26 protein-coding genes and 1 pseudogene are annotated in these 26,886 nt (G+C 55.1%); 13 read left to right on the plus strand and 14 right to left on the minus strand.

What is annotated here, in order from left to right; genetic code table 11:
• Positions 1-67: 67 nt before the first annotated feature.
• Entirely contained in the window at positions 68-1,096 is a 1,029-nt protein-coding gene (ccsB, locus tag JX360_RS02450) for a c-type cytochrome biogenesis protein CcsB (protein ID WP_244349025.1), read from the minus strand.
• A 337-nt stretch (positions 1,097-1,433) separates the two neighbouring features.
• Between ccsB and JX360_RS02455 the strand changes: the two genes are divergently transcribed.
• The 3 genes from JX360_RS02455 to JX360_RS02465 all read left to right on the plus strand — a co-directional run bounded on the left by JX360_RS02455 (position 1,434) and on the right by JX360_RS02465 (position 5,551).
• Positions 1,434-2,756, plus strand: coding sequence for a hypothetical protein (locus JX360_RS02455; RefSeq protein WP_244348961.1), 1,323 nt, complete (start codon positions 1,434-1,436; stop codon positions 2,754-2,756).
• Between the two features lie 653 nt (positions 2,757-3,409).
• Positions 3,410-4,366, plus strand: a complete 957-nt coding sequence (locus JX360_RS02460; RefSeq protein ID WP_244348963.1) for a sigma-70 family RNA polymerase sigma factor — start codon at positions 3,410-3,412, stop codon at positions 4,364-4,366.
• 153 nt (positions 4,367-4,519) lie between these two features.
• Complete coding sequence (locus tag JX360_RS02465; RefSeq protein WP_244348965.1) at positions 4,520-5,551, plus strand: DUF389 domain-containing protein; 1,032 nt, start codon at positions 4,520-4,522, stop codon at positions 5,549-5,551.
• Here JX360_RS02465 and gcvT read toward each other — a convergent pair.
• Complete coding sequence (gene gcvT / locus JX360_RS02470) at positions 5,548-6,669, minus strand: glycine cleavage system aminomethyltransferase GcvT (RefSeq protein WP_244348967.1); 1,122 nt, start codon at positions 6,667-6,669, stop codon at positions 5,548-5,550. The two genes, JX360_RS02465 and gcvT, sit on opposite strands and share 4 nt — an antisense overlap.
• Before the next feature lie 67 nt (positions 6,670-6,736).
• Between gcvT and gloA the strand changes: the two genes are divergently transcribed.
• Positions 6,737-7,168, plus strand: coding sequence for a lactoylglutathione lyase (gene gloA / locus JX360_RS02475; RefSeq protein ID WP_244348969.1), 432 nt, complete (start codon positions 6,737-6,739; stop codon positions 7,166-7,168).
• A gap of 26 nt (positions 7,169-7,194) precedes the next feature.
• Here the strand turns inward: gloA and JX360_RS02480 are convergent, their stop codons facing one another.
• On the minus strand, positions 7,195-8,358 hold the full coding sequence (locus JX360_RS02480) for an energy transducer TonB (protein WP_244348971.1): 1,164 nt from the start codon (positions 8,356-8,358) through the stop codon (positions 7,195-7,197).
• A gap of 243 nt (positions 8,359-8,601) precedes the next feature.
• Here JX360_RS02480 and JX360_RS02485 point away from each other — a divergent pair, with 243 nt between their 5' ends.
• Positions 8,602-9,036, plus strand: coding sequence for a VOC family protein (locus JX360_RS02485; protein ID WP_244348973.1), 435 nt, complete (start codon positions 8,602-8,604; stop codon positions 9,034-9,036).
• A 3-nt stretch (positions 9,037-9,039) separates the two neighbouring features.
• Entirely contained in the window at positions 9,040-9,894 is an 855-nt protein-coding gene (locus JX360_RS02490) for a Tab2/Atab2 family RNA-binding protein (protein ID WP_244348975.1), read from the plus strand.
• A 25-nt stretch (positions 9,895-9,919) separates the two neighbouring features.
• Here the strand turns inward: JX360_RS02490 and JX360_RS02495 are convergent, their stop codons facing one another.
• On the minus strand, positions 9,920-10,291 hold the full coding sequence (locus JX360_RS02495; RefSeq protein ID WP_244348977.1) for a DUF423 domain-containing protein: 372 nt from the start codon (positions 10,289-10,291) through the stop codon (positions 9,920-9,922).
• Positions 10,292-10,464: 173 nt separating this feature from the next.
• Here JX360_RS02495 and JX360_RS02500 point away from each other — a divergent pair, with 173 nt between their 5' ends.
• Entirely contained in the window at positions 10,465-11,223 is a 759-nt protein-coding gene (locus JX360_RS02500) for a hypothetical protein (protein WP_244348980.1), read from the plus strand.
• A gap of 223 nt (positions 11,224-11,446) precedes the next feature.
• Entirely contained in the window at positions 11,447-12,388 is a 942-nt protein-coding gene (locus JX360_RS02505) for a phosphoribulokinase (protein ID WP_244348982.1), read from the plus strand.
• A gap of 50 nt (positions 12,389-12,438) precedes the next feature.
• Here JX360_RS02505 and dapB read toward each other — a convergent pair whose 3' ends face one another.
• From dapB to JX360_RS02540, 7 genes are all read right to left on the minus strand, one after another.
• A complete protein-coding gene (gene dapB, locus JX360_RS02510) occupies positions 12,439-13,290 on the minus strand; it encodes a 4-hydroxy-tetrahydrodipicolinate reductase (protein ID WP_341830519.1) in 852 nt (283 codons plus the stop codon).
• A gap of 84 nt (positions 13,291-13,374) precedes the next feature.
• On the minus strand, positions 13,375-13,692 hold the full coding sequence (gene rpsJ / locus JX360_RS02515) for a 30S ribosomal protein S10 (RefSeq protein ID WP_244348984.1): 318 nt from the start codon (positions 13,690-13,692) through the stop codon (positions 13,375-13,377).
• Between the two features lie 105 nt (positions 13,693-13,797).
• Positions 13,798-15,027, minus strand: a complete 1,230-nt coding sequence (gene tuf, locus JX360_RS02520) for an elongation factor Tu (protein ID WP_244348986.1) — start codon at positions 15,025-15,027, stop codon at positions 13,798-13,800.
• Between the two features lie 25 nt (positions 15,028-15,052).
• The gene (gene fusA / locus JX360_RS02525; protein ID WP_244348987.1) at positions 15,053-17,176 is read right to left on the minus strand and encodes an elongation factor G; all 2,124 of its coding nucleotides are present in this window, start codon (positions 17,174-17,176) and stop codon (positions 15,053-15,055) included.
• Positions 17,177-17,313: 137 nt separating this feature from the next.
• A complete protein-coding gene (rpsG, locus tag JX360_RS02530; protein WP_244348988.1) occupies positions 17,314-17,784 on the minus strand; it encodes a 30S ribosomal protein S7 in 471 nt (156 codons plus the stop codon).
• Between the two features lie 48 nt (positions 17,785-17,832).
• Positions 17,833-18,240, minus strand: coding sequence for a 30S ribosomal protein S12 (gene rpsL, locus JX360_RS02535; protein WP_235278184.1), 408 nt, complete (start codon positions 18,238-18,240; stop codon positions 17,833-17,835).
• A 74-nt stretch (positions 18,241-18,314) separates the two neighbouring features.
• Complete coding sequence (locus tag JX360_RS02540; protein WP_244348990.1) at positions 18,315-18,623, minus strand: YkvA family protein; 309 nt, start codon at positions 18,621-18,623, stop codon at positions 18,315-18,317.
• 120 nt (positions 18,624-18,743) lie between these two features.
• Between JX360_RS02540 and JX360_RS02545 the strand changes: the two genes are divergently transcribed.
• Entirely contained in the window at positions 18,744-19,427 is a 684-nt protein-coding gene (locus JX360_RS02545; protein ID WP_244348991.1) for a ComF family protein, read from the plus strand.
• Here the strand turns inward: JX360_RS02545 and JX360_RS02550 are convergent.
• From JX360_RS02550 to JX360_RS02560, 3 genes are all read right to left on the minus strand, one after another.
• Positions 19,405-20,430: an HD-GYP domain-containing protein gene (locus JX360_RS02550; protein WP_244348992.1), complete on the minus strand. Its 1,026-nt coding sequence runs from the start codon at positions 20,428-20,430 to the stop codon at positions 19,405-19,407. The two genes, JX360_RS02545 and JX360_RS02550, sit on opposite strands and share 23 nt — an antisense overlap.
• 207 nt (positions 20,431-20,637) lie before the next feature.
• Complete coding sequence (locus JX360_RS02555) at positions 20,638-21,576, minus strand: prohibitin family protein (protein WP_244348993.1); 939 nt, start codon at positions 21,574-21,576, stop codon at positions 20,638-20,640.
• 72 nt (positions 21,577-21,648) lie between these two features.
• A complete protein-coding gene (locus JX360_RS02560; protein WP_244348995.1) occupies positions 21,649-22,431 on the minus strand; it encodes a prohibitin family protein in 783 nt (260 codons plus the stop codon).
• Positions 22,432-22,666: 235 nt separating this feature from the next.
• Between JX360_RS02560 and JX360_RS02565 the strand changes: the two genes are divergently transcribed.
• The 4 genes and pseudogenes from JX360_RS02565 (at position 22,667) to JX360_RS02580 (ending at position 26,854) form a co-directional block, all read left to right on the plus strand.
• Positions 22,667-22,942 carry a hypothetical protein gene (locus tag JX360_RS02565; RefSeq protein WP_244348997.1) on the plus strand — a complete coding sequence of 92 codons (276 nt, stop codon included), beginning with the start codon at positions 22,667-22,669 and terminating at the stop codon, positions 22,940-22,942.
• A 51-nt stretch (positions 22,943-22,993) separates the two neighbouring features.
• Entirely contained in the window at positions 22,994-23,803 is an 810-nt protein-coding gene (locus JX360_RS02570; RefSeq protein WP_244348999.1) for a 3'-5' exonuclease, read from the plus strand.
• A gap of 572 nt (positions 23,804-24,375) precedes the next feature.
• Positions 24,376-25,470 (plus strand): annotated as a pseudogene (locus JX360_RS02575) (2-isopropylmalate synthase); the annotation flags it as partial.
• A gap of 88 nt (positions 25,471-25,558) precedes the next feature.
• On the plus strand, positions 25,559-26,854 hold the full coding sequence (locus JX360_RS02580) for a class I SAM-dependent methyltransferase (protein ID WP_244349003.1): 1,296 nt from the start codon (positions 25,559-25,561) through the stop codon (positions 26,852-26,854).
• The last annotated feature ends 32 nt before the right edge of the window (positions 26,855-26,886 follow it).

Here is a 26,886-nt window from a genome sequence, read left to right on the forward strand (position 1 = left end):
CTTGCCAGCACCAGAATACCTGTAAACCTGGGTCAGTTTGCCCGAAAATCTGCTGCCAACCAAGCCTTTAGAAAAACCAGCCGTAGCTGTGTAAGCCTTTGCCCAACAGGTTCACCCCCAGATAACACACCCAAACCACCACAAACCCGAGGCTGGCCAAAAGGGCGGGGCGTCTTCCTTGCCAACCCTTGGTGATGCGGGCGTGGAGATAGGCGGCAAACACCAACCAAGTGATTAAGGCCCAGGTTTCTTTTGGATCCCAGCTCCAGTAGGTACCCCAAGCTTCGTTGGCCCAAACGGCCCCAGCAATGATGCCGATGGTGAGCAACGGAAACCCCAACCCGATGAGCCGGTAGCTGGTGTTGTCCAAAATTTCCGCTAGAGTGAGGCGCTGCAACGGGATCCCTGCCGGTTCAAGGGGTGGGCTAGGTTCAGACAAAGAGGCTGCGGCGGAGCGAGCAGAGGGGATCCCAGCGGTGGCATAGGCCAACTCTGAGACATGGGCTGGGGTAGGATTCTCCGCCCATTCGGGATGGGTTGAGCGCTGCGGAGCACGAAATTGAAGACCGAGAGAGTTGCCCTTCAGTTGTACAGCTTGGCCACGAGTCACGATTAAAAAGCTCACCGAGAGCAGGGATCCCACCAACAGGGCGGCATAGCTGAGCAACATCACCGTGACATGCATCATCAACCAGTTGGATTGCAGAGCCGGTACCAAGGGTTGGGCCATCTGCATATCTTCAGGCAACACCAAGGCGGCAAACGCAACAATCCCTGTCACCACCGGAGCCGTCATCACTCCGACCCAGCGGCTACGGCTCCAATGGAGCGCCACCCAATGGAGGGTGGTGATCCCCCAAGCCAGGAAAAACAAGGATTCGTAGAGGTTGCTCAAGGGGAAGTAGCCCGCATCGATCCAACGGGCCGCCAACAGGGCCGCGATCGTCAGGTTAGCCCCGATCATCCCCGCCAAACCCAATTCTGCCAAGAGCTTTACCTGTGGGAAGGTTGCCCCAGCCCAGTAAAGCAACATCGCCCCAAAACAGATGGCAAACGCCGCATTGTTCAGCAGACTTTGCAACTGGGTGAGATCCATACCCCAAGGGGCCGCGAGCGCCGACAGAACCATAGACAACCTCAAAAAATTACCCATCCCATATTGGACAAGCCCATTTGATTCCATTCTAGGGGCGCAGAAGGGATCCTCCCCAAAGGACACATGCTGGTAATGTGGGGATGGCTTGTCTGCAGCTCGGCGGAGCACAGATTTTGCTGACTCTTGAATTGGCTCAGGATAAACGCGACAGAACTACGTTCCGCTAACGCGACCGTGTTGTTGGGATGTGAGGCTCATGCAAGAACACACTGGAAACGCCAGAACAAAAAACTCCGTTCCGCTGATGCGAAGGGGTTTGGGGTGGTGGTTGTGTCTCTTGGTCGTCCTCTTTTTGGTGTCCTGTGGGGGCTCCCCGACCGAAGCGGAGGAACCGCTACCCCAGCTGGAACGTGTGCCCGTGCCGACGGAGATTGCCAAGCTAGACGCCTACCTTGAATATTGTCATCCGCAGGTGCAGATCCTCAACCCGAAGCCGGGGGAAGTGCTGTCTGAGGGTCAGGTGACGGTGCGCTTTGCCGTGCAGGGGTATCCGCTTTTTAAGGATCCCCAGTTAGGACTCGGCCCCCATCTGCATGTGGTGTTGGACAACCAGCCCTATGTGGCTTACTACGATCTCGACACTCCCCTCATTTTCAAGGATTTGGAGCCGGGATCCCATACCTTACGGGTCTTCGCCGGAAAACCCTGGCACGAAAGCTTCAAAAATTCCGAAGCCTATGCCCAAGTCAGCTTTCATGTGCTGGCCCCAACACCGGAATATGTGCCTCAACCACAACTGCCCCTGCTCACCTACAACCGACCCAAAGGGAGCTACGGAGCCGAGCCGATTCTGGTGGATTTTTGGCTAGCCAATGCGCCGGTGCGGGAAAGTCTCTTAGCGGATCTGCCCCGAGATTGGCGGGTGCGCTACACCTTGAATGGGCAATCGGGCTTACTGGATCGTTGGGAGTCCTTTTATCTGAAGGGCTTTAAGCCCGGCCGCAATGTGATGGTAGTGGAACTGGTGGACGGCAAAGGGGATCCCATCCGCAACGTGTTCAACAGTGCTGCCCGCGAGATTATCTACACTCCTGGTGGTCAGGATACCCTCTCCCGCCTGACGCGGGGAGAACTGCGCGCCGAAGATGCCCTTGGGATCGTTCAGCCCAAACCTCCAGCCACGCCTACGCCTATGCCAACGGCGACCCCCAGTCCTACACCTATACCGACCGCTACGCCGACTTTAGAACCTAGCCCAACCCCAACACCCACCCCCGAACCCACCGCAACTCCTACTCCTGTCCCAACTCCTACTTCTACTCCCACAGCCACCCCTACCGCCCCACCCACCCCTACTCCTAGTCCAACCCCGACCCCCGCCCCGCGTCGGCAGCCCCGTTTTCAATTGAGTCGGCCTCGCCCTACCCCAGAACGGATCCCGACGGAGCTATCCACTCCTGTCCCGACCCCACCACCCGTAGTAGCTACCCCCAAGCCCACTCCAACCCCAACACCCGTACCCGTTCCAACTCCCTCACAAACCCTAGCGACTCCGCTGCCACGGGTCACTCCCCTACCCCTAGAAGCGCGCCGATCCATTAAGCAGCAGGGATTGCGGCTCTTACCCCCTGGCTTCCATAGCCCAGCAGATGACCTCTAGGGCTGACAGGGTGGAACACGAACGTTAACACTACAGGTAGTGTCTCAATTAAGTACTGGCGCTAAGTTTAGTAGTGTTCAGAAGGATGGGTTCCATAGGGATCCCATTTCTGGGCTTTGGTGTGGCGATAGGAACGACAGCTCGGATTTAAGCAGGCCAAAATTGCTTTCAGGGATCCCTGTGTTCCTTGTGGTGCAAGCCTTGAGTAGCTTTCAAGGAGTTAGCGCTGACAGAAGTTTTTGTATAAATCAAGATTTTTGGTATCAATCTAAGAGCAAAAATACAAAAATTTTTCTTGGAAAATGTTTTAAGTTATGATTAATTTTACTGGTTTTTAAGAACACAGAAAATAACTCTTTTGGTGATAGCTGCAACTCCCGAGTCTTCCTTATATAGTGTAACAAGACTGCAAAAAACCACTGTAAACACTACTGGTAGTAGTCAAGAGCGCTTGACTCAATATATTTAGTGAATCAAATCCTCGATGTGAATTCTGATTTTTTAGGGTCAAAACCTTTACGAAAAGCCTTATCTGTTGGTATGAATAAGATGCTGTTTGCCGAAAGGTCAACTTCGCCAAAGGGAAGAGGGCCTCACGCAGCAGGAGGAGTGAAAGTCCTGACAGGGCGTGCATTTATGGTGTGGGGTTGGATATGTCGGACAATCTTGATCTGCAAGATGCGGTGGGACGTTTCTTAAAAACCATCGGTCGTTACTCGTTGCTGACTGCGGAAGAAGAATTGCGTCTGGCTCACCAGGTTCAACAGATGATGCTGCTGCTGGAGCAACGCCAGAGCTATGAGTCCGTGGAAGACTGGGCCAGACGGATGGGGATCCCTTTGGGAGAGCTACAGCAAATCCTGAGGCAGGGGGAGGCGGCCAAAAAGCGGATGGTGGAATGCAACCTGCGGCTGGTGGTGTCGATCGCTAAGCGCTATCGCAATCGTGGCTTGCCCTTTTTGGACTTGATTCAGGAGGGTACCATCGGCCTCACCCGAGCGGTAGAAAAGTTTGATCCCACCCGAGGTTATAAATTTTCCACCTATGCCACCTGGTGGATCCGGCAGAGTGTGAACCGCGGGATCCAAAACAAAGGCCGCATGATCCGACTGCCGGCCCACATGTATGAGAAAGTCTCGCAGGTAAAACGGCGCTACCGGGAGTTGTCTTCCGAAAAGGGATCCCGTCCGCAAGCTGAAGAGGTGTTTGAGTCTCTGGAGATTGGCGATAACTACCGGGATTTGATTACCCGTCACATGGCAGAGATGCGCTCCCTCAACGTGGGGGTAGGGGATGAAGACGGCACGGAATTGCAACACTTTATTCAAGACGAAGACAACGATCCTGTCGAACATCTCAATCGCGTCGCCCATCGGGAGGAAGTGCGTGCCCTAGTGGGTCAACTGAGCGACCGGGAACAACAGGTGATCGTGGCTCGGTATGGATTGGATGGATCGAGTGGCCTAACGCTGCGGGAAATTGGCGAGCATATCGGTCTTTCTCGGGAGCGGGTACGGCAAATTGAGCGGCGGGCTTTACGAAAATTGCGGCGATTGCAACAGGAATACTCCACCCCCAAAACCAGCAAGCGGCTTAACCCCTTGAACTAACCCACTGGGATCCGGAAGCATGTTTAATAGAGTCAGCGCCCGCTGCGACTAGGCTAGAACCCTATCTTGTCTTGGCTAGAGGGCTGACCTGGTGTGGAGTTGTTGAAAGTTTTAATCCCATTCTCCCAGCGTCGACGTTGGATGCGCAGCTGGGTGCGGTGGCGTAGGCGAGTGCGGCGATTTTGGTGGAGCAGCAGTGGGGATTGGCGTTGGCTGGGGGAAAAACCCATTCCAGTAGCCAGCTTGAACCGCTTGGTCTGGAGAGACTCGGTTCCTTCCCTCAGTTTCTTTGTCATGCTCAGTCTCTCCGGCATTATTTCTACCTTAGGTCTGTTGGCAGATAGTACGGCAGTGGTGATCGGGGCAATGATCATCGCGCCTTTGATGGGCCCCATTTTGGGTATAGCCTATGCTGCGGCTGTGGCCAATCGTCGGTTATTGAAACGGGCTGCCCTAACACTACTGATCGGCAGCTTAACCACGGTCCTCAGTGCCCTCCTGATTTGCCAAGTTGCCGGATTGCGGGACTTGAACGATGAGATCCGGATGCGCACTCAACCAACGTTGCTGGATCTGGGGGTAGCTTTGGGGGCGGGGGTGGCGGGGGCCTTTGCCAAATCCCGTAAGTCGGTGGCGGATGCTTTTCCAGGGGTCGCGATTGCGGTCGCTTTGATTCCGCCCTTAAGTGTGATGGGTATAGGGTTAGCTCTTTCCGATTGGGAAACGTTGGGGGGATCCTCTCTGCTGTTTATCACCAATCTGGCAGGCATTATTTTCAGTGGCATCCTCACTTTTCTCTGGCAACGCTATGGATCGTTGGAGCGGGCACAGGGAGGGATCGCCTTTGTGGGAATGGTTATAGCGTTGATCGGGATCCCGCTGGGGATTTCACTGCGCAATTTACTGCTACAGTCCAATATCCGTCAGCAGGTGCGAGAACTGCTGGAAAATCAATTGGATCCCTTTGAAAAGACTCACTTGCGCTCGTTGCGGGTGCGGCAGCGGCGACAGGGATTGGAAGTGGATATCGAAATCTCTGCGCCCCCTCAGCAAATGACGGAAGCCGATTTGCAAAGGGTGCAAAACGTTTTGCAGGATACTCTTGGGCAACCGGTGGCGCTGCAGGTGAGTTTGATCCCGGTACAGCAATTTCAACTGTCTACGGATCCAGAAGGTCAACCTTAAGCCTGAGGGCGATAAAAAGGTCGTTTCACCACTTCGGCAGGCCAGTGCTGGCCGCGAATCTCAATCTCCAACCGGGATCCCACCTTTGTCCAATCCGGATTCACGTACCCTAGGCCAATGCCGTAGCCCAGACTCGGCGAATGGGTGCCACTGGTCACCCGGCCAATGGGATCCGAACTGCCGGCGGCCCAAATGGCATAGCCTGTGCGGGGGATGGCCCGTTCCAACATGCGAAAGCCCACCAAGCGACGTGGGATCCCCTGATTTCGCTGGGCCTCTAGAGCCAATTTACCGATGTAGTCCCCCGGATTGTTCACCAACCAAGCCAAGCCTGCCTCCAGCGGGGTTGTGGTTTCATCCATATCCTGCCCGTACAGATGCAGGGCTGCCTCCAACCGCAGCGTATCGCGGCAGCCCAATCCACAGGGTTGCACCCCCGCTTGCATCAACTGCTCCCACAAAAAAATCCCATCCTCAAGGTTGAGCATCACCTCAAACCCGTCTTCGCCGGTATAGCCGGTGCGAGCCACAAAGATCGCCTCTCCCGAGAATCCTTCCTTTCCCTTAAACTGGCCATGCTGAAACCGCCCCAAATCTACCAGGGATCCCCGGAGATAGGGTTGTAGGGCTGGCTCTGCCTCTGGCCCCTGCACCGCCAACAGCACGCGGGTGTCGGAGTGATCCTGCAGGTTGACCCCTGGGATCCCGCTCAAATGCTGGTGCAGCCAATCCCAATCCTTCTGGCGAGTGGCGGCATTGACGATCACGCTCCAGTGTTCCCGCTCCACTTGGGGGGGATGCTGATAGAAAATTACATCATCCACAATGCCCCCCTGGGGGTTTAGCAGGACCGTGTAGCGACCGGATCCCGCTGGTAAGGGGCGCAGATCTGTAGGCAGCAGACGGTTCAACTGGGATCCCAGCTCAGGTCCCCAGAGGGTGAATTTGCCCATGTGGGAAATATCAAACACCCCTACCTTCTCCCGAACAGCCCGATGCTCCGCCACCACTCCTTGGTACTGCACCGGCATTTCCCAGCCGGAAAAAGGAACAAACCGGGCCCCCAAAGCTCGATGAAGGGCAAACAGAGGGGTGCGCTGCAGTGGAGTGGAACTCATGACGGGATCCCCGAAAAGGCAAGGACTAGAATAAATTCACCGTCGCATATCTTTTGGAGCCGATACCATGCGTCTTCTCCACACCATGATCCGCGTTGGCAACCTGGAACGCTCCCTACAGTTTTATTGCGAGGTACTGGGGATGCGCCTGCTGCGCAAGAAAGACTACCCAACCGGAAGATTTACTCTCGCCTTCGTCGGCTATGGCGATGAATCAGAAACGGCGGTGATTGAACTGACCCACAACTGGGACACCGACCACTACGATCTGGGCAATGGCTATGGCCACATCGCCTTGGGCGTGGAAGATATCTACGGCACCTGTGAAGCGATCAAAGCTCGGGGGGGCAAGGTAGTGCGCGAACCCGGCCCGATGAAACATGGCAGCACGGTGATCGCCTTTGTCGAGGATCCGGATGGCTACAAAATCGAGTTAATCCAGACCCAATCCTTGGCTGCTGAACTGGAAAAAGTGGCTGCGGTGGGTAGCACTGCCTAAGCCAGTTTGACCTGGGATCCTGAGCTTCAGTTGGCGGATCCCCCCACCGTCAACTGACCCAACACATTGATATCAAAAGTGAAATTGATGGTGACAGAGTTGCCGTCGTAGGCTTCGGGCAAGGGTAGGAAGGGGGCTGCCCTCTGAATTGCCGTCAACGCCGCATCGTCGGTTTGCTGGCTACCGGAGGTGCGCCCCAAACGAATATTCTGCAAATCTCCACCTCGACCGACCGTGAAAATCACCACGGTACGGCGGGAAGTTCCCGTCTGACCAGGGATCCAATTTTGTTCCACTTTTCGCTGCAGAGCCGCTAACCAGGGGCCCCAGTCCACATTGGCGCGGGCAGCCACGCTGGGGGGGTTGGGAGCCGATTGGGTGGGGTTGGCCAGCCCACTGGCCCCACTGCCTTGAACACCCGCCCCGTCACTGGGAGCAGAGGCACTGACTGGCGGGCCCAATTGGGAAGAATCGGAGGGGCGCTGGGCTGGGGGTGCTTCTGGTAACGGTTGGGGAGCAGGCGGAACGGGAGCCAATTGACTTAAGTCTGAAACCCGCTCGCTCGGCTGCACCGGCAAAGGCTCGGCAGTTGGGGGGGGTGTAGGGGGCGGAGTGGCTGGAGGAGCCGCCGCTACAGGAGGTGGAGTCGCCGTTGGGATGGGAGTGGGGACAGGGGTGGGAGGCGGGGGTGCCGGAGTCGGGGTTGAGGTAGGTTGAGGGGGCGCTGGAGTGGGGGTCGGGGTGGGCGTAGGGGTCGGGGTCGGTGGGGGTGTTGGAGTAGGTGTTGCCAGGGCAACTTCAGCAGGGGCTGGCGGTGGGGGTACAGGGGCCGGCTGCTCGGGCTGAGGCGGTTGCGGTTGCGGAGGGGGCGGGGCAGGGGCTTCTTGAGGAGGAGCGGCCTGGGATTGGGGTGGGCTACCTTGAGAGGGAGGCGCTTCGATACGCTCACCCCCATCGCGGGAATCCACATCGGAAATCAACTCAGCCTCATCCGGTGGCTCCAGATCCTCGGGATCCAGAAGAATAAATTCAATGGCCTCTTGCTCTGGCTCTCGAATTAGCCAAAGACGGCCTAAATAGAGGAATCCCAGCAACAGCAGCAAATGCAGCAGCAAGGACAGCGCCACCATCCAAAAAAAGTTGCGAGATTCATCCTCGCGGCGGCGTTGTTCAACCAAAGTGCTGGTCATGGCCAGGATTGCCCTCTTGTGTTCTCAACTCTCTCAACACACCGAGTTGTCCTCTCGAATACTCGGCCACACTAGCTAGTGTTATAACATCCTGCCAGTTTTGCCCCCTGCGCAAAGGCGTACTGTCCATCTCCGGCTTGAGAAGGGATCCCTCAGTGCAGCACCCACCCCAAGATCGCCTACTCTGAAAAGAGCAGGGATCCGAGTGGACAGGATCCCTGATGTGCCGGTTTGGAGGGTGTCATGGAGCCGATCCGCTTTCATCTTGCTTTTCCGGTTGCGGATATTCCCCTGACCAAAACCTTTTACGGGGAGGGTTTGGGCTGTGAGATAGGCCGAGAAAGTCCGGCTTCTGTCATCCTCAACCTGTACGGACATCAGCTGGTAGCCCACCTCACCCACGAAGAACTCACCCCACAACGGGGCATTTACCCCCGCCACTTTGGCCTGATCTTCTCGGACCAAGCGGATTGGGAGTCCTTGGCCGCCCGTGCCCAGGTACGAGAGTTACCCTTCTATCAAGAACCGCGCTGGCGGTTTGTCGGCTCTCCGCTGGAGCATGGCACCTTCTTTTTGCAGGATCCCTTTTACAACCTGCTGGAGTTCAAATACTATCGCCATGCCTCCGCCATCTTCGGGGAGCGGGAATTGGCCTTGATTGGGGATCGGGAGGGTTGATCCTTGGCACAGGAAACTCGCTTGGCAAGCTCCGGGCGTGGCCCCATTTGGCAAATGGACTTTACAGCCGTTCCGCTACGGGATGAACAGGATCGGCGGGTTTGGGAGCTGCTGGTGTGTGATCCGTCTGGTCAGTTTCGCCAAGCGCAGTATTGCAGCAACCAAGAGGTAAACAGCACCTGGGTGGCGCAACAGTTGCGGCACTATCTGGAGATCGCCCCCCAGCCTCCTTCCGCCATTCGCGTGTTTCGGGCCCGCATGAGTTCCATCTTGCAACGGGCCTGTGACGCGGTCGGGATCCCGATGTTGCCCAGTCGGCGTGTTTATACTCTTAATGCCTGGATGCGGGAGCGGGCAGAACAGGTGTATCCCAACGAAACCCAGTTCCGCTATTGTCCTGAACCGCTGGTGGAGCCGGAGCCGCCGGATCCCGCCCGCCTACCCGACAAATTGCAAGGGGAACGCTGGGCCTTGGTCACTCTACGGGCGGCAGATTTACAAGAAGCGGAGAGCTGGCCCACAGAATTTGGAGAGCTTTTCCCTGTTGCCTGGGATACCTTAGCGCCAGACACGATCATTCCCGGTCTGGTGATTACCTCTCGGCGGGCTTTACCTATGGCCGCTTGGATGACGGGGCTTGAACCGGCCTACCTCAGCGTTGTTCAGGAGCAACTGATCTTGGAAGCAGGTTTGAATGATCGCTATCTCTTTGCACCCCTGAAGGCGGAAAAACTGCGGGCAGAAGCTGAAGGCTTTGCCAAACGCCAGCACCTAGCCCAAGGGATCCATTTCTTGGCCATTCAAACCGATCTCAAAGCCCAATCCTTCGCCGGTTTCTGGCTGATGCAACACCCCTAAGTGCTCCTTTATCTCCTGACACTGATCACGGCACTGCGCGAGCCGATAGCGCCAGACAGGCCCAGCCGATTAAAAAAGCCACTCCACCTACGGGTGTAATCGCCCCCAGCCAGCGGATCCCTGTGAAAGCCAGGGCGTAGAGACTGCCAGAAAACAACAGCACCCCCGCCCCAAAGGCCCACCCCGCTGCCCACAACACCCCTGCACTGGGCAGCCGTGTCAACAGGATCGCCACCAATCCCAAGGCCAGCGCATGGATCATCTGGTAGCGCACGGCAGTCTCCAACAGTTGCAGGGATCCCTCGCTGAGGTAGGTTCGTAACCCATGAGCGGCAAACGCCCCCATGCCCACCCCCAATCCCCCGAAAAGACCAGACAAAGCCAGAAAAATGTTCATACTACTGCTCCTGAACGTGCTCCGCACCGCTGACGCGAAAAGGCATTCCTACCTCTTTTCTAGCTTTGCTGCATCATCACGGTTTTGCGCCGAATTTGCCCCGCTTTTCAGCTCCGTTGCTCCAATGGCAGAGCCAACAGTTACAGTAAAAGCGGAATCGGTGTGGGTTGCAGGTGGCACAACGGTCTGGCAAAAGGTTTCCCTTTGGGGTGCTGATCCTCTGGACTGGGCTCCTGTTGGAATGGCCGGTTTGGGCCAATGCATCAGTATCCATGAGCGGAGAGGGGGATCCCGTGCCCACCCCCCTCTCCGCTACTTCTGCTACTCAGGATCCCGTCTCGCTAACGCGAGTGGATTTGGGTTTGGATGGACAGGTGGTAGAAGATAGCCCTGTCCTCCGCCGTTGGCTTCAGAATCCGCCCAATCTCCTCGACGAAATCCGCAATACTCCTGTTGTGCCAACGCGCCTACAGGCCAATTTCGAGTCCTCCTCCCACTGGCGTATTGGTCTTCAGGATCTGCGCTTGGCGGATCGCCTCACCCTCAGCGGTGATTATCGACAGTCTTCTCAAGACCCAGACATGCGACAGTATGGGTCGGAAATACGGTACTTCTTGGCCCCGATGGGATCCCTATTTAACTTGGCACCCCAACTGGGGTACCGGGCCTTGGAACAGGAGAATCGCAGCCTCAGTGGAGTCAGCTACGGCGCCTTTGCGGTTCTAGCTCTAGCCCCTGGAGCCGCAGATTTAACAGGTAGCTACAGTTGGGTCGCCCCTAGAGAACCCCAAGAAGGACAAGCCACCTTGGCTGAGGTTACGGCTGCCTACGCCATTAGCCCCTCCTTTCGCCTCTCCGCCCGTTACAGCCTGCGCAACTCAACCCTAACTCGGGAATCCAGCCTTGGTTTTGGGGTGGAGTGGATCCCTTAGCCGTACCTGTTGCTCAGATACGCCACAAACCCCATAATGTGTGCTTATATCTTTTTCCAACGGTTCTCTTTTGGAAGAAGGAGCCTACTTAACCGCAGACCTCACCATGAAATCGGAAAAAGCTGTAACTTCGGTGTCTGGCCCCTGACCCTTGCTTGACGGATGCTGTTTCGGGCCGCAGTATCCTATCGAACTTTACACTTACCATCTAGGAGGGGGATCCATGGTTCAACGCCCAATTATTCTTGGCATTGTCGGCGATAGTGCTGCTGGAAAAACCACCCTCACCCGTGGTATCGCCCAAGTCTTGGGGGAAGAAAATGTCACTGTTATTTGCACCGACGACTACCATCGCTACGACCGTAAACAACGGGCCGAGCTGGGGATCACTGCCCTGCACCCTGATTGTAACTATCTGGATATCATGCAGCAGCACCTAACGTTGTTGCGTACCGGCCAACCTATTCTGAAACCGATATATAACCACAGCACTGGCACGTTTGATCCACCGGAATACATCAAGCCCAACAAATATGTGATTGTTGAAGGGTTGCTGGGCTATTCCACTCGTGGCATGCGGGATAGTTACGATGTCAAGGTTTACTTGGCTCCCCCAGAAGATCTGCGAGCTCTTTGGAAAATCAAGCGGGATACTCGCAAGCGGGGATACTCAGAAGAACAAGTGCGAGAAGAACTGCACAAGCGAGAACCGGATTCAGAAGCCTTTATTCGCCCGCAACGGCAATGGGCCGATGTGGTGGTTAGCTTTTACCCGCCTCCAGAGGGATCCAACCAAGACGAATTATTGCTGAATGTGCGTTTGGTGCTGCGCCCTACCATCCCGCACCCAGATTTTTGGCAAATTCTCAACGCCGGCAACAGCCACCTCCGCTCTGCCATCCGCCTCGAGCTGGATCGGGATATGGGCAAGCCTGTCGATGTGTTGGAGATCGATGGCCACGCCACAGCTAGTCAGGTGGTGGAATTAGAGCGAATGCTTTGCAATGAGATTCCCTATTTGGGCAAGTTTTGCAGTTTAGATACCAACCCCAGCATCGGCAAATTGATCGGCACAACCGGTGAGTTGCTGCAAAGTTATCCCCTCGCCCTGACGCAGTTGTTAATCACCTACCACATGCTCAAGGCTGCCAACATCTACCAGTAGCAGCCAGCAGAACGAACAAATAGAACTCTCTAACTCATCTAACTAACTCACTAACTCAACAGATGCTCAAGCCCGTAAACCAACCCCTTCAGCTCCAGCACCCGGCGAATGGCCAAAATCACCCCCGGCATAAAGGCCACGCGGTCGGTCGTATCGTGACGTAGGGTGAGAGTTTGTCCCATGCCGCCAAAGATCACTTCTTGATGAGCCACTAAGCCGGGTAAGCGAATGCTATGAATGCGGATGTTGTGCTCAGGGATCCCTCCCCGAGAACCCGGCAGGAATTCCTTTTCTTCCACTTGAGGAGGGTTAAAGTCTTTCCCCAGTCGGCCCAGGAGTTGTGCCGTTTGGGCTGCAGTCCCACTCGGAGCATCGACTTTGCGGTTGTGGTGCAGCTCAATAATTTCCACATGATCAAAATATTGCGCTGCCTGAACGGCCATCTGCTGGAGCAAAATCATGCCAATGGCGAAATTGGGCGCGATCACACAACCCATACTGGATTTCTCAGCAAACTCCCGCAGCCGCTCCACTTGCTCTGGGTTTAAGCCCGTTGTCCCTACCACCGGACGCACTCCGAAAGCGATGGCTGAGCGAATGTTTTCAAAGGCGGAACGGGGATGAGTGAAATCCACCATCACACCGCGGTTACTGTTTTGAGATAGTTTCAGGAGCTGCCCTGAGAGATCATCTGTAATCTCCACCCCCAGGGATCCCAGACCCAGTACCTCACCAATATCAAAGCCAACCTGAGCACGAGCCACCGCCCCTGCCAGGGTCATTCCGGGGGTTTCGGCTACTGTCCGCACCACCTCTCGCCCCATCTTCCCCAAAGCACCGACCACAAGAACTGGAATAGGGGAAGCCTCTGTTGCTGCATCGAGATTGACTAACTCTGTCACCCGTTGGCACCTCTATCCAAAAAATCCTTGCATGGGCTGTTGAAAATGAGAGGGACCCCAGTCTGAGATCACACCCCAATCCTGCTACAGCTTCACCTCAATATCTACACCTGCCGGTAGATCCAACTTCATCAAAGCATCGATGGTTTTGGAAGAAGGAGAGTAGATGTCAATAATCCGACGATGGGTACGGGTTTCAAAGTGCTCCCGAGAATCTTTATCGGTGTGGGGAGACCGCAACACACAGTAGATGCGACGACGGGTGGGTAACGGAATCGGACCGACAGGCACCGCCTCGGTACGCCGGGCTGTATCCACGATTTTGTCGCAGGAGGTATCTAGCAACCGGTGATCGTAGGCTTTGAGGCGGATGCGGATTTTCTGTTGGGTCAGGGTAGCCATAGCTGGGAAATGGTAAAAGGAGACTGAACAAACTGGACAAAAAGCGGCAGGGATTGAGTCAGTCTGGGGTAACCAGCGCTCAATCCCTGCCGAAAGAAATCGGACTTACTTCAAGATCTTGGAGACAACACCCGCTCCAACTGTACGGCCACCTTCGCGGATGGCGAAACGCATCCCTTGTTCAATGGCAATGGGCTGGATTAACTCCACCGTCATCTTGATGCGGTCACCAGGCATCACCATCTCTGGCTGGGATCCATCATCAGCGGTAAATGAAGCAATGGTACCCGTCACATCGGTAGTACGCACATAGAACTGTGGACGGTAACCGGAGAAGAACGGGGTGTGACGGCCTCCCTCTTCTTTTTTGAGAATGTACACCTCAGACTCGAAGTTGGTGTGGGGAGTAATGGACTTGGGTTTAGCCAACACCATACCCCGCTCAACCTCGTTTTTCTGGATCCCGCGCAGCAGCACACCAACGTTATCCCCTGCGATGCCCTCATCCAGAGTTTTCTGGAACATCTCCAGACCAGTGACCGTGGTAGACCGGGTATCGCCTAGACCCACCAATTCCACCGTTTCGCCCACTTTCACCTTGCCTCGCTCGATCCGGCCTGTGGCTACTGTGCCCCGACCGGTAATCGAGAAGACATCTTCCACCGCCATCAGGAAGGGCTTATCCACATCCCGCTCAGGGGTGGGAATGTAGGAGTCCACTGCATCCATCAACTCGTAGATTTTGTCCACCCAGGGATCCTCACCCCGTTGCGTCTTGGGGTTGGCAGTCATTTTCTCCAGGGCTTTCAGGGCGGATCCCTTGACAATCGGGATGTCGTCGCCAGGAAAATCGTAGTTGGAGAGCAGCTCTCGCACTTCCAACTCCACCAGCTCCAGCAGCTCTGCGTCATCCACCATGTCTTCTTTATTCAAGAAAACCACCAAGCTGGGTACACCCACCTGACGAGCCAGCAGGATGTGTTCCCGCGTTTGGGGCATAGGGCCATCTGCCGCAGACACCACCAAAATGGCACCGTCCATTTGGGCCGCACCCGTGATCATGTTCTTCACATAGTCAGCGTGGCCAGGGCAATCCACGTGGGCATAGTGACGATTGGCAGTCTGGTACTCAACATGGGCGGTATTGATGGTGATACCGCGAGCCTTTTCCTCCGGCGCTGCGTCGATCTCATCGTACTTTTTGGCGGTAGCCTGTCCCAATGCCGACAGGGTGCTGGTGATGGCAGCTGTCAGCGTGGTTTTGCCATGGTCAACATGGCCGATGGTGCCAATGTTGACGTGGGGTTTGGTGCGTTCAAACTTAGCGCGTGCCATGAATCGTCACTTCCTTTTCAGTTAGCTACTCATTTCCTTTGTTTTTAGCAATGATGGCTTCGGCAATACTGCGAGGAACTTCCTCGTAGTGGCTGAATTCCATCGTGAAGGTGCCCCGCCCCTGGGTTTTGGAGCGGATATCGGTGGCGTATCCAAACATCTCCGCCAAAGGAACCTTGGCATTGACCTTGGAAATACCGCCCTCCGTGTTCATCCCTTCCATCTGCCCACGGCGGGCATTGATGTCCCCAATCACATCGCCCACGAAGGCCTCGGGAACTTCCACTTCGACCTTCATCATCGGCTCTAGCAAGGCGGGGCTAGCTCTGCGGACGGCCTCCTTGAGAGCCATCGAACCGGCGATCTTAAAGGCCATTTCGTTGGAGTCCACCTCGTGGTACGAACCATCCACCAGGGTGGCACGTACATCGATAAGGGGATAGCCCGCAATCACACCGGATTCGCAGGCTTCCCTCATCCCCTGCTCGGCAGGCCCAACATACTCCTTGGGCACCACGCCACCCACAATCTTGGAGACAAACTCAAACCCAGTTCCCGGTTCAGCAGGCTCCAGATCGATGACCACGTGACCATACTGGCCACGACCACCACTTTGGCGAACAAATTTGCCCTCAACGCGATTGACCGGTTTGCGAATGGTTTCGCGGTAGGCCACCTGCGGATTGCCAACATTGGCCTCCACATTGAACTCCCGCAACATCCGATCCACCAGGATCTCCAGGTGCAGCTCACCCATCCCAGAGATGATGGTTTGGTTGGTTTCCGGATCCACCGCTACTCGAAAGGTGGGATCCTCTTTAGACAGAGACTGCAAGGCTTTGGAGAGCTTGTCGATGTCAGCCTTGGTCTTAGGCTCTACCGCCACCGAAATCACCGGCTCGGGAATGAACAGAGACTCCAGGATGACTGGAGCATTTTCATCACAGAGGGTATCGCCAGTGGTGGTGTCCTTCAGGCCCAGCACCGCCCCCAGATCCCCAGCCCGCAGCTCATCCACGTCTTGGCGCTCGTCAGCCTTGAGCACAACCAAGCGAGAGATGCGCTCCTTCTTGTTCTTGGTGGAGTTGAGGACGTAGGTACCTTTGGTTAGTACGCCAGAGTAAACGCGGATGAAGGTAAGATCACCATACTTATCGCTCATCAACTTAAAGGCCAAAGCGGAGAACGGCTCATCATCACTGGCATGACGAGATACTTCCGAGCCATCTGGCAGCAAGCCTTTAATCGCTGGAATGTCGATGGGGGCAGGTAGGTAATCAATCACTGCATCCAGCAGCATCTGCACGCCTTTGTTTTTGAAGGCAGAGCCACACAGCATCGGTACAATTTGGCCGCTGATCGTCCCTTTGCGCAGGCCAGCCATCAAGTCAGCTTCACTGAGGTCTTCTTCGGCGAAATACTTCTCCATCAAAGCTTCGTCAGTTTCGGCCACTGCTTCCACTAGCTTGGCGCGATACTCGGCCACCAACTCCTTCATGTCTTCTGGAATGGGAGCCGGACGAATGTCTTTGCCGATCTCATCCATGTAGATGCGGGCTTGCATCCGCACCAAATCAACAATGCCCTGGAAACCGTCTTCGGCCCCAATCGGTAGCTGAATCGGTACCGCATTGGCCTTGAGGCGATCCCGCAGTTGACCATAAACCTTAAGGAAATTGGCCCCCATGCGATCCATTTTGTTGACGAAGGCAATACGGGGGACGTTGTAGCGGTTGGCTTGCCGCCAGACAGTTTCCGATTGGGGTTGCACGCCGCCAACCGAGTCAAACACTGCGATCACTCCATCTAGCACCCGCATGGAGCGTTCCACCTCAATGGTGAAATCCACATGCCCAGGAGTGTCGATGATGTTGATGGTGAATTCAGGTGCATCCGGCAAGGGCTGAGAGGGATCCTCTGGGTTCCGTTTCACCCAACGGGTGCTGATCGCAGCCGCGGTGATGGTGATGCCCCGTTCCCGCTCTTGAGCCATCCAATCGGTGACAGCAGTTCCGTCATGAACCTCGCCAATCTTATGCACCAGACCGGAGTAGAAGAGAATCCGCTCTGTGGTGGTGGTTTTACCTGCATCGATATGGGCCGCGATCCCAATATTTCGGACTCGTTCCAGGGGAACTGTGCGTGCCACGTTGACCTCCCAATCCTCGTCGTTCTGCGACTCGGGCAAACTAAAAAAACCTTTACAATTCTAATCGTTTTTGTCGAATAGTCTCTTCACAGGCGCAGACAATTGATCCAAGTTCCCACCGTCGCGCCCCATCAACCTCAATAGCGGTAGTGCGCAAAGGCTTTGTTGGCTTCCGCCATGCGATGCATCTCCTCCCGACGACGAATCGTGCTGCCGGTTTCGTTGGCAGCATCCAGCAACTCATTGGCCAACTTGGCAGCCATCGTGCGACCTGGGCGCGTCCGGGAAAAGTTCACCAACCAGCGCAAAGCCAGTGAAGTTCCACGTTCCCCCCGCACTTCCACTGGCACTTGGTAGGTGGCTCCGCCCACCCGGCGGGCTTTAACTTCTACCAAAGGGGTTGCATTGCGAACGGCATTTTCCACCAAGGGCAATGGTTCCTCACCGGTGCGCTCCTGCAAAATCGCCATGGCATCGTAGAGGATGTTGGCGGCCAAAGAGGCTTTGCCCCGCAGCATCAGCTTGCGGATCAGCATAGTAACCAGTCGGCTTCCATATTTGGGATCCGGGGGGACATCGCGGTGGGAGGCACGGTTGCGGCGAGACATAGGTGGTGTTGTAAGTCGGGGTACGAATAGGTTGGATATCGGTGAGGACTATTTCTTCTTGCCAGCAGGGGCTGCAGCTTGACCCGGTTTAGGCCGTTTTGCCCCATATTTGGAGCGACCTTGTTTGCGGTCTTTCACCCCAGCCGCATCGAGGGTGCCGCGAATGATGTGGTAGCGCACACCCGGCAGATCCTTAACCCGTCCACCGCGAATCATGACGACGGAGTGCTCCTGCAGGTTGTGGCCAATGCCAGGGATATAGGCGGTAACCTCAAACCCCGAGGTGAGGCGAACCCGTGCCACCTTGCGCAGGGCTGAGTTGGGTTTCTTGGGAGTTGTCGTGTACACTCGGGTGCAAACTCCGCGGCGCTGAGGACAGGCCTTCAGTGCAGGAGATTTGGTCTTGCGAGTGGCGACGCTGCGCTCCTCTCGAATCAGTTGCTGAATGGTGGGCATGGGTTAGATCAGAAGGTCAGAACTCAAGTAGTCGGCAGTATCAGATCCTAGCAAGGCGGGATCCCAGCGTCAACTTAGGGATCCCCGTCCAGGCTTGTGGCTTGAATATCAATGGTTTGGTTAGAGGTGGGCTCAGCTCTGTTAGGGGAGTTTGGCTGGGGTTGAGGGCGAAAGGGATCCCCGAGGGCCATTTGGGCCAGTTCCGTCAGCAGTAGGCCCAGTAAAACCAGATCATCCATTTCCCCAACAATGGGTAAGACCGAAGGAATAAGATCAATGGGGCTGAGGAGATAGGCCAAAATGCCCAACAGAATCCAGGGGCGCAAGGAGGGGTTGCGCAAACCCAGTCGGAAGCCTTGATACAGAAATGGGGTGGCGCGCATTGAGTGAAAGGGTTCCAGGGGAACGGATCGCTTGTCTTGATCATAATCCTCCCAATTTCTCTTATTCGGTGTCGGCCTTGGTTAAGCTAGAGGACATTGGCAGCCATTGGGGAGCCTGCTATGGGATGGCTGGATTGGTGGATTTTGCCTCCCTGTCCACTTTGCCAACGCACTGCTCAGGCTGTGTTCTGTCAAGATTGCCAGCGCAAGTTACAGGCGGATCAGGTTGCCACTTGGCCCATAGAAACCACCCCCTGGCCTCTTTACGCCTGGGGGCTCCATCGAGGTGGATTACGTCGGGCAATCTACCAATTGAAATATGAAGGGCAACGGCGGATTGGCTCGGTGTTGGGGGAATGGCTGGGATCCTGCTGGAGAAAACACAACCGACAGCGACAACCCTTTACCGTTCTGCCAATCCCTCTCCATCAGGAGCGGTTGCAGCAACGGGGCTACAACCAAGCGGCTCTGATCAGCCAAGCCTTCTGCGAGCAGACAGGGTTACGCCATCTTCCCCAGGGGTTGGTGCGGATTCGCGCCACAGCAGCCCAACATGAACTAAACCCTCTACAGCGGCAACAGAATCTTTTGGGTGCCTTTGCTTTGCAAAGCATCCCCTCCACACCCGTATTGTTGGTAGATGACATTTACACCACCGGCTCCACCATCCGGGCAGCAGAACAGGCACTGGCAACTGCCGGGATCCCTTTAGTCGGCGTGGTGGTGGCGGCCCGAGCCCAACCTGCAGCGACCCAAGCTCAGATTCCAACGCCTCTCTGGCCTACTCCGCTTCCACTAAATTAAAGGCCGTTACAAACATAAAGTCACAAAACTCACGCACTAAGTTGGGATCCCGCCAGCCTTGACGAGTTTCTTCCCGCAGCACTTCCAGGGCCTGTTCAACACTGAGGGCCGCTTTGTAAGGACGCGAGGAGGTTAAGGCATCGTAAATATCGATCACTTGAAAAACGCGAGCCAAAAGCGGGATGTCCTCCCCCGCCAGATGATCTGGGTAGCCACTGCCATCCCAACGCTCATGATGGTGGCGGATAATGGGCAGCACATCCTGCATGGTACGCAAGCCCTGGCAAATTTCTTCGCCGATCAACACATGGGACTTCATGATTTCCCATTCTTCGGGGGTATGTTTGCCCTGTTTGCCCAAAATCGCATCCGGGATCCCGACTTTGCCAATATCGTGCAGGTAACCGCCCCAACGGAGCGCCTTGATTTGCTGACGGGGCAAGCCTAGATAGCGCCCAAACCGTTCCCCCATAGCCACCAGCCGTTCGCAGTGGTCACCTGTGGTGGGATCCCGGCTTTCCACAGCACGGGCAATGCCGAACAACACCTTAGCGGCATGATCCAAATCTTCGTTCAGGCGCTTTTGATGGATAGAGGAGCGAACCCGCGCTAGCAGCTCCACTTGATCGAAGGGCTTGGTTAAAATATCATCGGCTCCCACCCCCATCCCCTTGACGCGATTGGAGCGATCCGTCAGGGCAGTAATTAAAACAACGGGAATTAAGCGGGTCAGATCGTTGGCTTTTAATTGGCGACAGACATCAAATCCATTGATATCTGGCATAAGGACATCCAACAAGACCAAGTCCGGCTGCAAGTGCTCTACCGCTTCCAGGGCATCTTCGCCATTGATGGCCTCACTGACTCGAAAGTGGGCTGACCGCAATAGTTCACTGATGTAGAGGCGGCTGCTGGCCTGATCATCGACCACCAAGACATGATCCGACTCCACTAGCTTCAGATTCGGGCGCGGAAAAGGGGTGTGGGTCACGCGGGAATTCATGGCAGCCGGTACTCAGTCTACAGCGAGTTTTGCCAGTTGGACTGCTCAAATACACATCTCTCAAATACACAGCTAAGGATCCCTGCTCAAACCTCTCAACAGGGATGGTCGGTTGAGGATGGAGCCACGGGTAGTCTTTATGGATCCAACTTGTAGATACACTCTATGGCAGGACTCCTCGGCCTGTACACCGCAACTTTGCTGAACTTATTGCGCTCTTTGTAAAGCAGCCTGATGGGGATCCACATTTAAGAAAAGGGTTGAATCCCCTTCTACACGGATGATCCGCAAAGGAGGCGCAGCGCCGGTTGGGTTTTGAATACGCTCCTGTAGGGTTTCGTAAAACAACAGATCCGCCAGTTGTGCATTTTGGGCTGCCGCTTGCCCTTTCAGTTCAATGGCCCGTTGGTTGGCCGCTGCCAAGATCAACAGCCGCTCCGTTTCTTTCTCCTGAATTTGAGCCCGTACTGCCGCCGTTTGGGCAGAAATTGAGGCCACCTGTTTACGCTCAATCGAATCCTTTAGGGCCTCTGGAAAATCGGGATTGCCCAGGAACACACCCTCCACTTGCAGCAAGGAAAGGGTTTGACCATCTCGCTCTATATGGGGCATTTCCTGCTGGATCAAGGCCAAGGCTTGTTGTTCGATTGCAGTCCGCTGGCTTTTGCGGTAGAAATCTTCCGAATCGAAAGAAGCAGAAATATCCCGAATTTTGGAGCGCACCACCGGTACTACCACTGTGGAGAGGTAATTTTCGCCGATATTGGCGTGCAGTTCGTCCAAGGTGTCGGGGTTGGGTTTGAGGGCAATGGCTACATCGATGGCAAAGGCTTGCCCATCGGCAGTGTTGACGGTGATCCCATTGCTGATGCTGTTGACGGAGGCAGGATTATCGGTAAACTCCCAGACGCGCGTTAGCACCGTGTAGGTGATTGGGGTATCGATGCCAGGCACCACGAAAATCACCCCTGGTCGTTCCACTCGCCCTTTTTGCAGGCCGGAAAAGGTATTAAATACAACAGTGGCATGTCCGGGAGGAGTGACGTAGAGACAGGAGCGGCCTAACCCCAAAGCCACCAAGAGGCCGATCCCTCCAGCCATCAGCCAACCGGTCTGCCGCCATTCCGTTTCCTCTGTTCTGGGCATGCTTCTGTATCCTCTGAGATGAGTGGTGCCGATTTGGAAACATCTATTGGAAACATCTATATTTGGAAACATCTATTTAGTAACCAAGGTTTCCAGCCGCGATCCGAGTACCGCCGCTTTGACCACTTCCAAATACTGAGGGTTTTGAGTCAGGGCCCGTGCTTTGGCTTGCAACTGCCCTGCTTCTGCTTCCGCTTGAGAAATCACCGTTCGGGCATCTTGGCGAGCCTGTTCAATTTCAAATTGCTTTTGGGCCAGGCGATTTTCGGCAATGGTCTTCGCTTCAATGGCAGCCACAAAATCGGGGTCGAAATCCACATCCCGCAGCAGTAGATCCAAAACTTCGATGCCGTATTCCCGCAGCAAATTGGCCACCTGCTCACGAATTTGCCCCTGCAGCATCGGGCGTTGGGTGGAATAGAGAGCCTGTGCGGAAAACCCGGCGGTCTCGTTGATGATCACAGATCGGACAATCGGAGCAATACGATCCAGATAGCCTTCACCCAGTTGGGTGTAAACCTTGGGGGCATCAAGAATGCGAAATTGCAGGGTCGCCTCAACGCGAATTTGCTGGCCATCCTGAGAGAGGGCCACCAATCGTGGGGCATAGGCATGGGTATCCCCATCTTTCCAGGTCAGGGCCTGGGTTTTCATATCGAAGAGCACGGTACGGGAAACGAAAGGAGGCACCCAGTGCAACCCCGGTTGTAGAGCCGTTGAGTTGACGCCGCCAAACCAGGTGAATACCACCAGATTTTCTCCGTTTCCCACCAATCGTAATGGCCTGCCAATCCCCACTAAGAGCAGCACTGCTCCGGAGAAGGTGGCCTGGGGCAACCAGCGACCCACTCCCATTTCCCGACCCTCAAGCCTATGCCGCCATTGTGACGGATAGGGTGGCGCAAGACTGGAAAATCGCTGCCATCTTTTAAGCCTTACGCAGCAAGGGATCCCTGCTCGATCCAGCCCTTCTGCAAACCAACATTCTTAAGTATTCACAAAAGATCACTTAATGCTTTGCAAAAAACCTTGGCGGATGCCCTCAAAACAGAAGAAGATTAAGACATCCTAAAGATTTGGGTTGCCGTTCATGCTATCTATCCCCGATTACGAGCGGCGGGACGTACAAGTGCCCCGATCCTGCATTGCCATTGCAGCCCAGGCCTTAATCCAGCAGGGGGTATCGGTGCGCTGGTCTGAAGAAGGGTTATCCGCCTTAATTCGTCTGGGATCCAAGGGATCCGCTGACCGTGCGGCCCTTCTGCTGGTGGAGATGGGTCTTGCCGGTCAGCCCCAAGAGCTGAGGGACTGGTTGGAGATGTGCTGGCAACTGCCCGCCTATCCAAGACAACCCCTGCAGGTGTAAGGGATCCTGACCGGGCGCGAAAATGGGTTTGGCCTTTGTCTCTATCCGGTTGTGCGTTCTCGAGATCTTTTGCAGCAGTACCGCCATTTGTGTGGTCAAACTCTGACGGTTGTAGATGTAGAAACAACGGGCCTTTGTGCGCCTGGACAGCGGGTGATCGAGATTTCACTCCTCAAAGCCAGTTTAGACCAAGGGATCCTCGACCATCGGGCTTGGCTACTGAATCCGGGTATTCCGATCCCGCCTGCGATCGTGCGCTTGACGGGCATTAGTGCAGAAATGGTCGCTCAGGGATCTGACCCAGCACTCCTTTGGCCGGAAATTCAAGCGGATCTGGAATCCGGGACGCTGACGGCCCACAATCTGGCTTTTGACTACGGCTTTTTACAAATGGAATACGGGCGGTTAGGGATCCCCTTTTCCCGTCCGAAAACTGAGCAGCTGTGTACGGTGCAGTTGGCGCGACTGTTATTGCCGGATTTGCCCTCCCGCAGTTTGCCTGCTCTAGTGGAGCATTTCCAGTTTCAGTTGGAAGGGCCATTGGTGGCTCCGGGACGACGTTCTCATCGAGCTGCCGCCGATACCTTGGCCTGTTGGCTATTGGCAGAACGCCTCTTAGAGCAATTGTGTTCGCAGCCGGAGGAGCAGATCCTGGCCCGTTTTGGGCGGCAGTGGATCCCGGTTAATCAGGCGGCCCAGATCTTGGGCTGTTCGGCGCGCCAAGCTCGCGCCCAGATGGAAAATGCAGGTTTGATGGCACGCACCAGTCGCAGTGGAGCCTATCTGTATCGTCGGGATGAAGTGGAGGATCTGGCAGATGCGTTGGCAGAGAGTGGTCTTTCTGTGGAAGTAAAGGGTTAACAGAGATATCCAGGTCAGCCAAAAAAACAAGAAATTGAATCCAGCTTGAGCGGGTTCTGGGATCCAGACACAAGGAGCCAGCTTGACTTTTTCACGGAAATTAGAATTTATTGAGAGAAGTCAAAAACTCAATATCCGCGATTTACAGCGATGCTCAATTTAGCCGCCCCGATTTTTTCCACACAGTTGCAAAGCCAAGGCTTATTGGTTCTGCTGCTGGGGCTGCGACTGCGCCTTTGGCGCTAATCCTTTTTCCCCTACAACTTTCACAACTTTCATGGTCTTGGCTGCTCATCCCCTGAGTTGCCTGTCCTAGGCCAGATGGAGCTTTATTCTAGGCGTTGGTTTGGGCTACAAAAGCGCCCGTCTGCGCTCTCACAAGAGATCTTTCCTGGAGCCCAACCTGACCCTGAGACTGTCAGCCGCTCTGAGGGAAAGATCTAGTCATTCTTGATCTAGTCATTCTTGCCAAGGACTCCAACAATACTCCTTCCATTCGCTCTGTTTTCAGGGCCTGTTTTTGCTGCTTACCCATTCGATCAGTTCAATTTTTTGAGAGTTTAACTATGGCTATGCTTTCGGATCCCAGTGTCAAATATCGTCCTTTTGCCCCCATTCACTTGCCAGATCGCACCTGGCCCAATCGGGTGATCCACAAACCCCCCATTTGGATGAGTACCGATCTGCGGGATGGGAACCAGGCTCTGGTGGAGCCGATGAACGGGATCCGCAAATTGCGCTTGTTTGCGTTGCTGGTGCAGATTGGGTTCAAACAGATCGAAGTGGCCTTTCCAGCCGCTTCCCAAACGGATTTTGACTTTGTCCGGACTCTGATCGAGGCGGATCGGATCCCGGCGGATGTCACTATTGGGGTGCTGACCCCGGCGCGGGAAGATCTGATTCGACGCACGCTGGAGTCTTTGCGAGGTGCGAAGCGAGTCATTGTTCATCTTTACAATGCCACGGCACCAGAATTTCGCCGTACCGTCTTTGGGCTAGATCGGCAGGGCACGATCGACTTGGCGGTGCGGGGAGTACGCCTCATCCAGGAGTTGACGGCCCAACAACTGGAAACCGAGTGGCACCTGGAATATTCCCCAGAAGCCTTCACGGGTACAGAATTGGATTTTGCCAAGGCCATTTGTGATGCGGTTACCGACACTTGGCAACCGACCCCCGAGCGTCAATACAACGACCGAGGCACAGGGATCGCCGCTGCCGAGTTGGCTTTGATGGCGGGAGCAGAGCGGGTGGAAGGCTGCCTGTTTGGGCATGGGGAACGCACGGGGAATGTGGATCTGGTGACGTTGGCGCTCAATCTCTATAGCCAAGGGATCCATCCTGGACTTGATCTGTCGGAGTTGGATGAGATTCGCCGTTGTGTGGAGGAGTGTACGCAGATGCCAGTCGGGCCACGTCATCCTTATGCAGGGGATTTGGTGTTTACTGCATTTTCCGGATCCCATCAGGATGCGATTAAAAAAGGGTTTGCAGCCCAGGATCCTCAGGCGCTCTGGCAAGTGCCCTACCTTCCCTTGGATCCGGCGGATGTGGGCAGAAGTTACGATGCTGTGATTCGGGTGAATAGCCAGTCGGGCAAGGGGGGAGTGGCCTTTTTGCTGGAACGGGCGGAGGGTTTGAAGTTGCCACAGCGGTTGCAAACCGATTCCTGGTGCTGACTTGAGGATTTCCCTCAGCCTAAGTCCCTGTTGACACCGTAGGATGGGAGGGACTGTGTGCAAGGAAGCCCTTTTTGTGAACGAAGCGGATATCACCCTGGCGGTACAGGCCCAGTACGAAACCTTTCCCTACCCTCCCGTTCCCTACGATCAACCCTTTGAGGGGTTCTCCAGTCTGGGCAGCTATACCTTGGCGCAGTACGCCCGCACCCGCACCCTCAAGGAACCGACTGGGGCCAAGTTCCTGGTGGCAGGTTGTGGGACGGGCTGGGAAGTCCATGGCATCGCCGCCAGCAATCCTGGTTATGCCTCGGTGGTGGGGATCGACATCAGCCGACCTTCCCTCGAAATTGCCAACCAGCGTCTCAAGCATCACGGTCTCAGCCGCTGCTCCGTCCAATATGGGGATTTGTTGGATCCCTCCACTTGGCCTGAGGGCAGCTTTGACATGATCAGCTCCTATGGGGTGATTCACCACACGGCGGATCCCGTCAAGGCTTTGGGGAATTTGGTGTCGCGGCTGGCGCCAGATGGGGTGATTGCCCTGATGCTCTATAACCGCTCAGGTCGTTGGCACATTTATCGCATTCGCAAGGCTTTGGAATTGTTGGGCATTACCCCACCGGCCACCCCGGAAAAGATTGCCTTTGTGCGCCAGTTGTTGAATGGGGCCAATCCTAATTCCCTTTTGGCCAAACACGCAAGTGCCAATAAAGAGTATTACCTACAGGATGAAAATATCGTTGACAACTTCTTTCATGCCAACGACATTCCCTTTGACATTGGAGAAATTCCAGGTTTTGTGGCTCAAGTGGGTTTGGAGTTTATTGATGTGGCTCCCCATCGAGACGACTGGAATGCCAAGCCTTTGGTAGCCTCTACCCACCCTGAGTTTCACCAACGGTATGAAACTCTTTCTCGAATTGAACAACTGCAGGTGGTGGAGTGTTTGGAGCCTCTGTATCACACTCAAAATTTATTCTGGTGTTGCCATCAAGGCAAGAAAATTGCTCATTGGGATCCCTTTACGGCTGAGTTTTTTAAAAGCTCCAGTTGGCAGTTGAACCCCTTGTTTATCCAGCATGGCAGTGTACGCTATTTGGATCAAAAGATTCCTTTTTCAGATCTACTGGGCAAACTTGATCCCAATCAAATCCCGACGCAAAAAATGGATATTTTCTGGCAAATCGCCCAGATCCCCGGTAAGGTCATTACTTCTAGCCGTTATCAAGTGCTGGATCTGCTGTTGCCCTTGGCTCAACAGGCGCGTTCCGGTGCTGAGATTCTGGCTGAACAAGAAGAGAGAGGGGATCACGTCCTCAACCTGTTCCGCCAATGGGAGGCGGATCGACTGGTGTTACGGGTGGAATAAGATAGGCGATGCTTAGTTTCAGGGGTTGCTCT

It is taken from the genome of Thermostichus vulcanus str. 'Rupite', from assembly GCF_022848905.1.
GTDB classification, from domain to species: Bacteria; Cyanobacteriota; Cyanobacteriia; order Thermostichales; family Thermostichaceae; genus Thermostichus; species Thermostichus vulcanus_A.

Excerpts from the sequence above, each read along its gene's own strand:
- gloA (WP_244348969.1), top strand. The coding sequence starts at position 6,737 with ATGCGTCTTCTCCACACCATGATCCGCGTTGGCAACCTGGAACGCTCC.
- rpsL (WP_235278184.1), bottom strand. The coding sequence starts at position 18,240 with ATGCCCACCATTCAGCAACTGATTCGAGAGGAGCGCAGCGTCGCCACT.
- tuf (WP_244348986.1), bottom strand. The coding sequence starts at position 15,027 with ATGGCACGCGCTAAGTTTGAACGCACCAAACCCCACGTCAACATTGGC.
- JX360_RS02550 (WP_244348992.1), bottom strand. The coding sequence starts at position 20,430 with ATGAATTCCCGCGTGACCCACACCCCTTTTCCGCGCCCGAATCTGAAG.
- rpsJ (WP_244348984.1), bottom strand. The coding sequence starts at position 13,692 with ATGGCTACCCTGACCCAACAGAAAATCCGCATCCGCCTCAAAGCCTAC.
- ccsB (WP_244349025.1), bottom strand. The coding sequence starts at position 1,096 with ATGGATCTCACCCAGTTGCAAAGTCTGCTGAACAATGCGGCGTTTGCC.
- JX360_RS02560 (WP_244348995.1), bottom strand. The coding sequence starts at position 22,431 with ATGGGAGTGGGTCGCTGGTTGCCCCAGGCCACCTTCTCCGGAGCAGTG.
- JX360_RS02480 (WP_244348971.1), bottom strand. The coding sequence starts at position 8,358 with ATGACCAGCACTTTGGTTGAACAACGCCGCCGCGAGGATGAATCTCGC.
- JX360_RS02540 (WP_244348990.1), bottom strand. The coding sequence starts at position 18,623 with ATGCGCGCCACCCCATTTCTGTATCAAGGCTTCCGACTGGGTTTGCGC.
- JX360_RS02505 (WP_244348982.1), top strand. The coding sequence starts at position 11,447 with ATGGTTCAACGCCCAATTATTCTTGGCATTGTCGGCGATAGTGCTGCT.
- JX360_RS02545 (WP_244348991.1), top strand. The coding sequence starts at position 18,744 with ATGGGATGGCTGGATTGGTGGATTTTGCCTCCCTGTCCACTTTGCCAA.
- JX360_RS02495 (WP_244348977.1), bottom strand. The coding sequence starts at position 10,291 with ATGAACATTTTTCTGGCTTTGTCTGGTCTTTTCGGGGGATTGGGGGTG.
- gcvT (WP_244348967.1), bottom strand. The coding sequence starts at position 6,669 with ATGAGTTCCACTCCACTGCAGCGCACCCCTCTGTTTGCCCTTCATCGA.
- JX360_RS02485 (WP_244348973.1), top strand. The coding sequence starts at position 8,602 with ATGGAGCCGATCCGCTTTCATCTTGCTTTTCCGGTTGCGGATATTCCC.
- JX360_RS02555 (WP_244348993.1), bottom strand. The coding sequence starts at position 21,576 with ATGCCCAGAACAGAGGAAACGGAATGGCGGCAGACCGGTTGGCTGATG.
- JX360_RS02460 (WP_244348963.1), top strand. The coding sequence starts at position 3,410 with ATGTCGGACAATCTTGATCTGCAAGATGCGGTGGGACGTTTCTTAAAA.
- rpsG (WP_244348988.1), bottom strand. The coding sequence starts at position 17,784 with ATGTCTCGCCGCAACCGTGCCTCCCACCGCGATGTCCCCCCGGATCCC.
- JX360_RS02565 (WP_244348997.1), top strand. The coding sequence starts at position 22,667 with ATGCTATCTATCCCCGATTACGAGCGGCGGGACGTACAAGTGCCCCGA.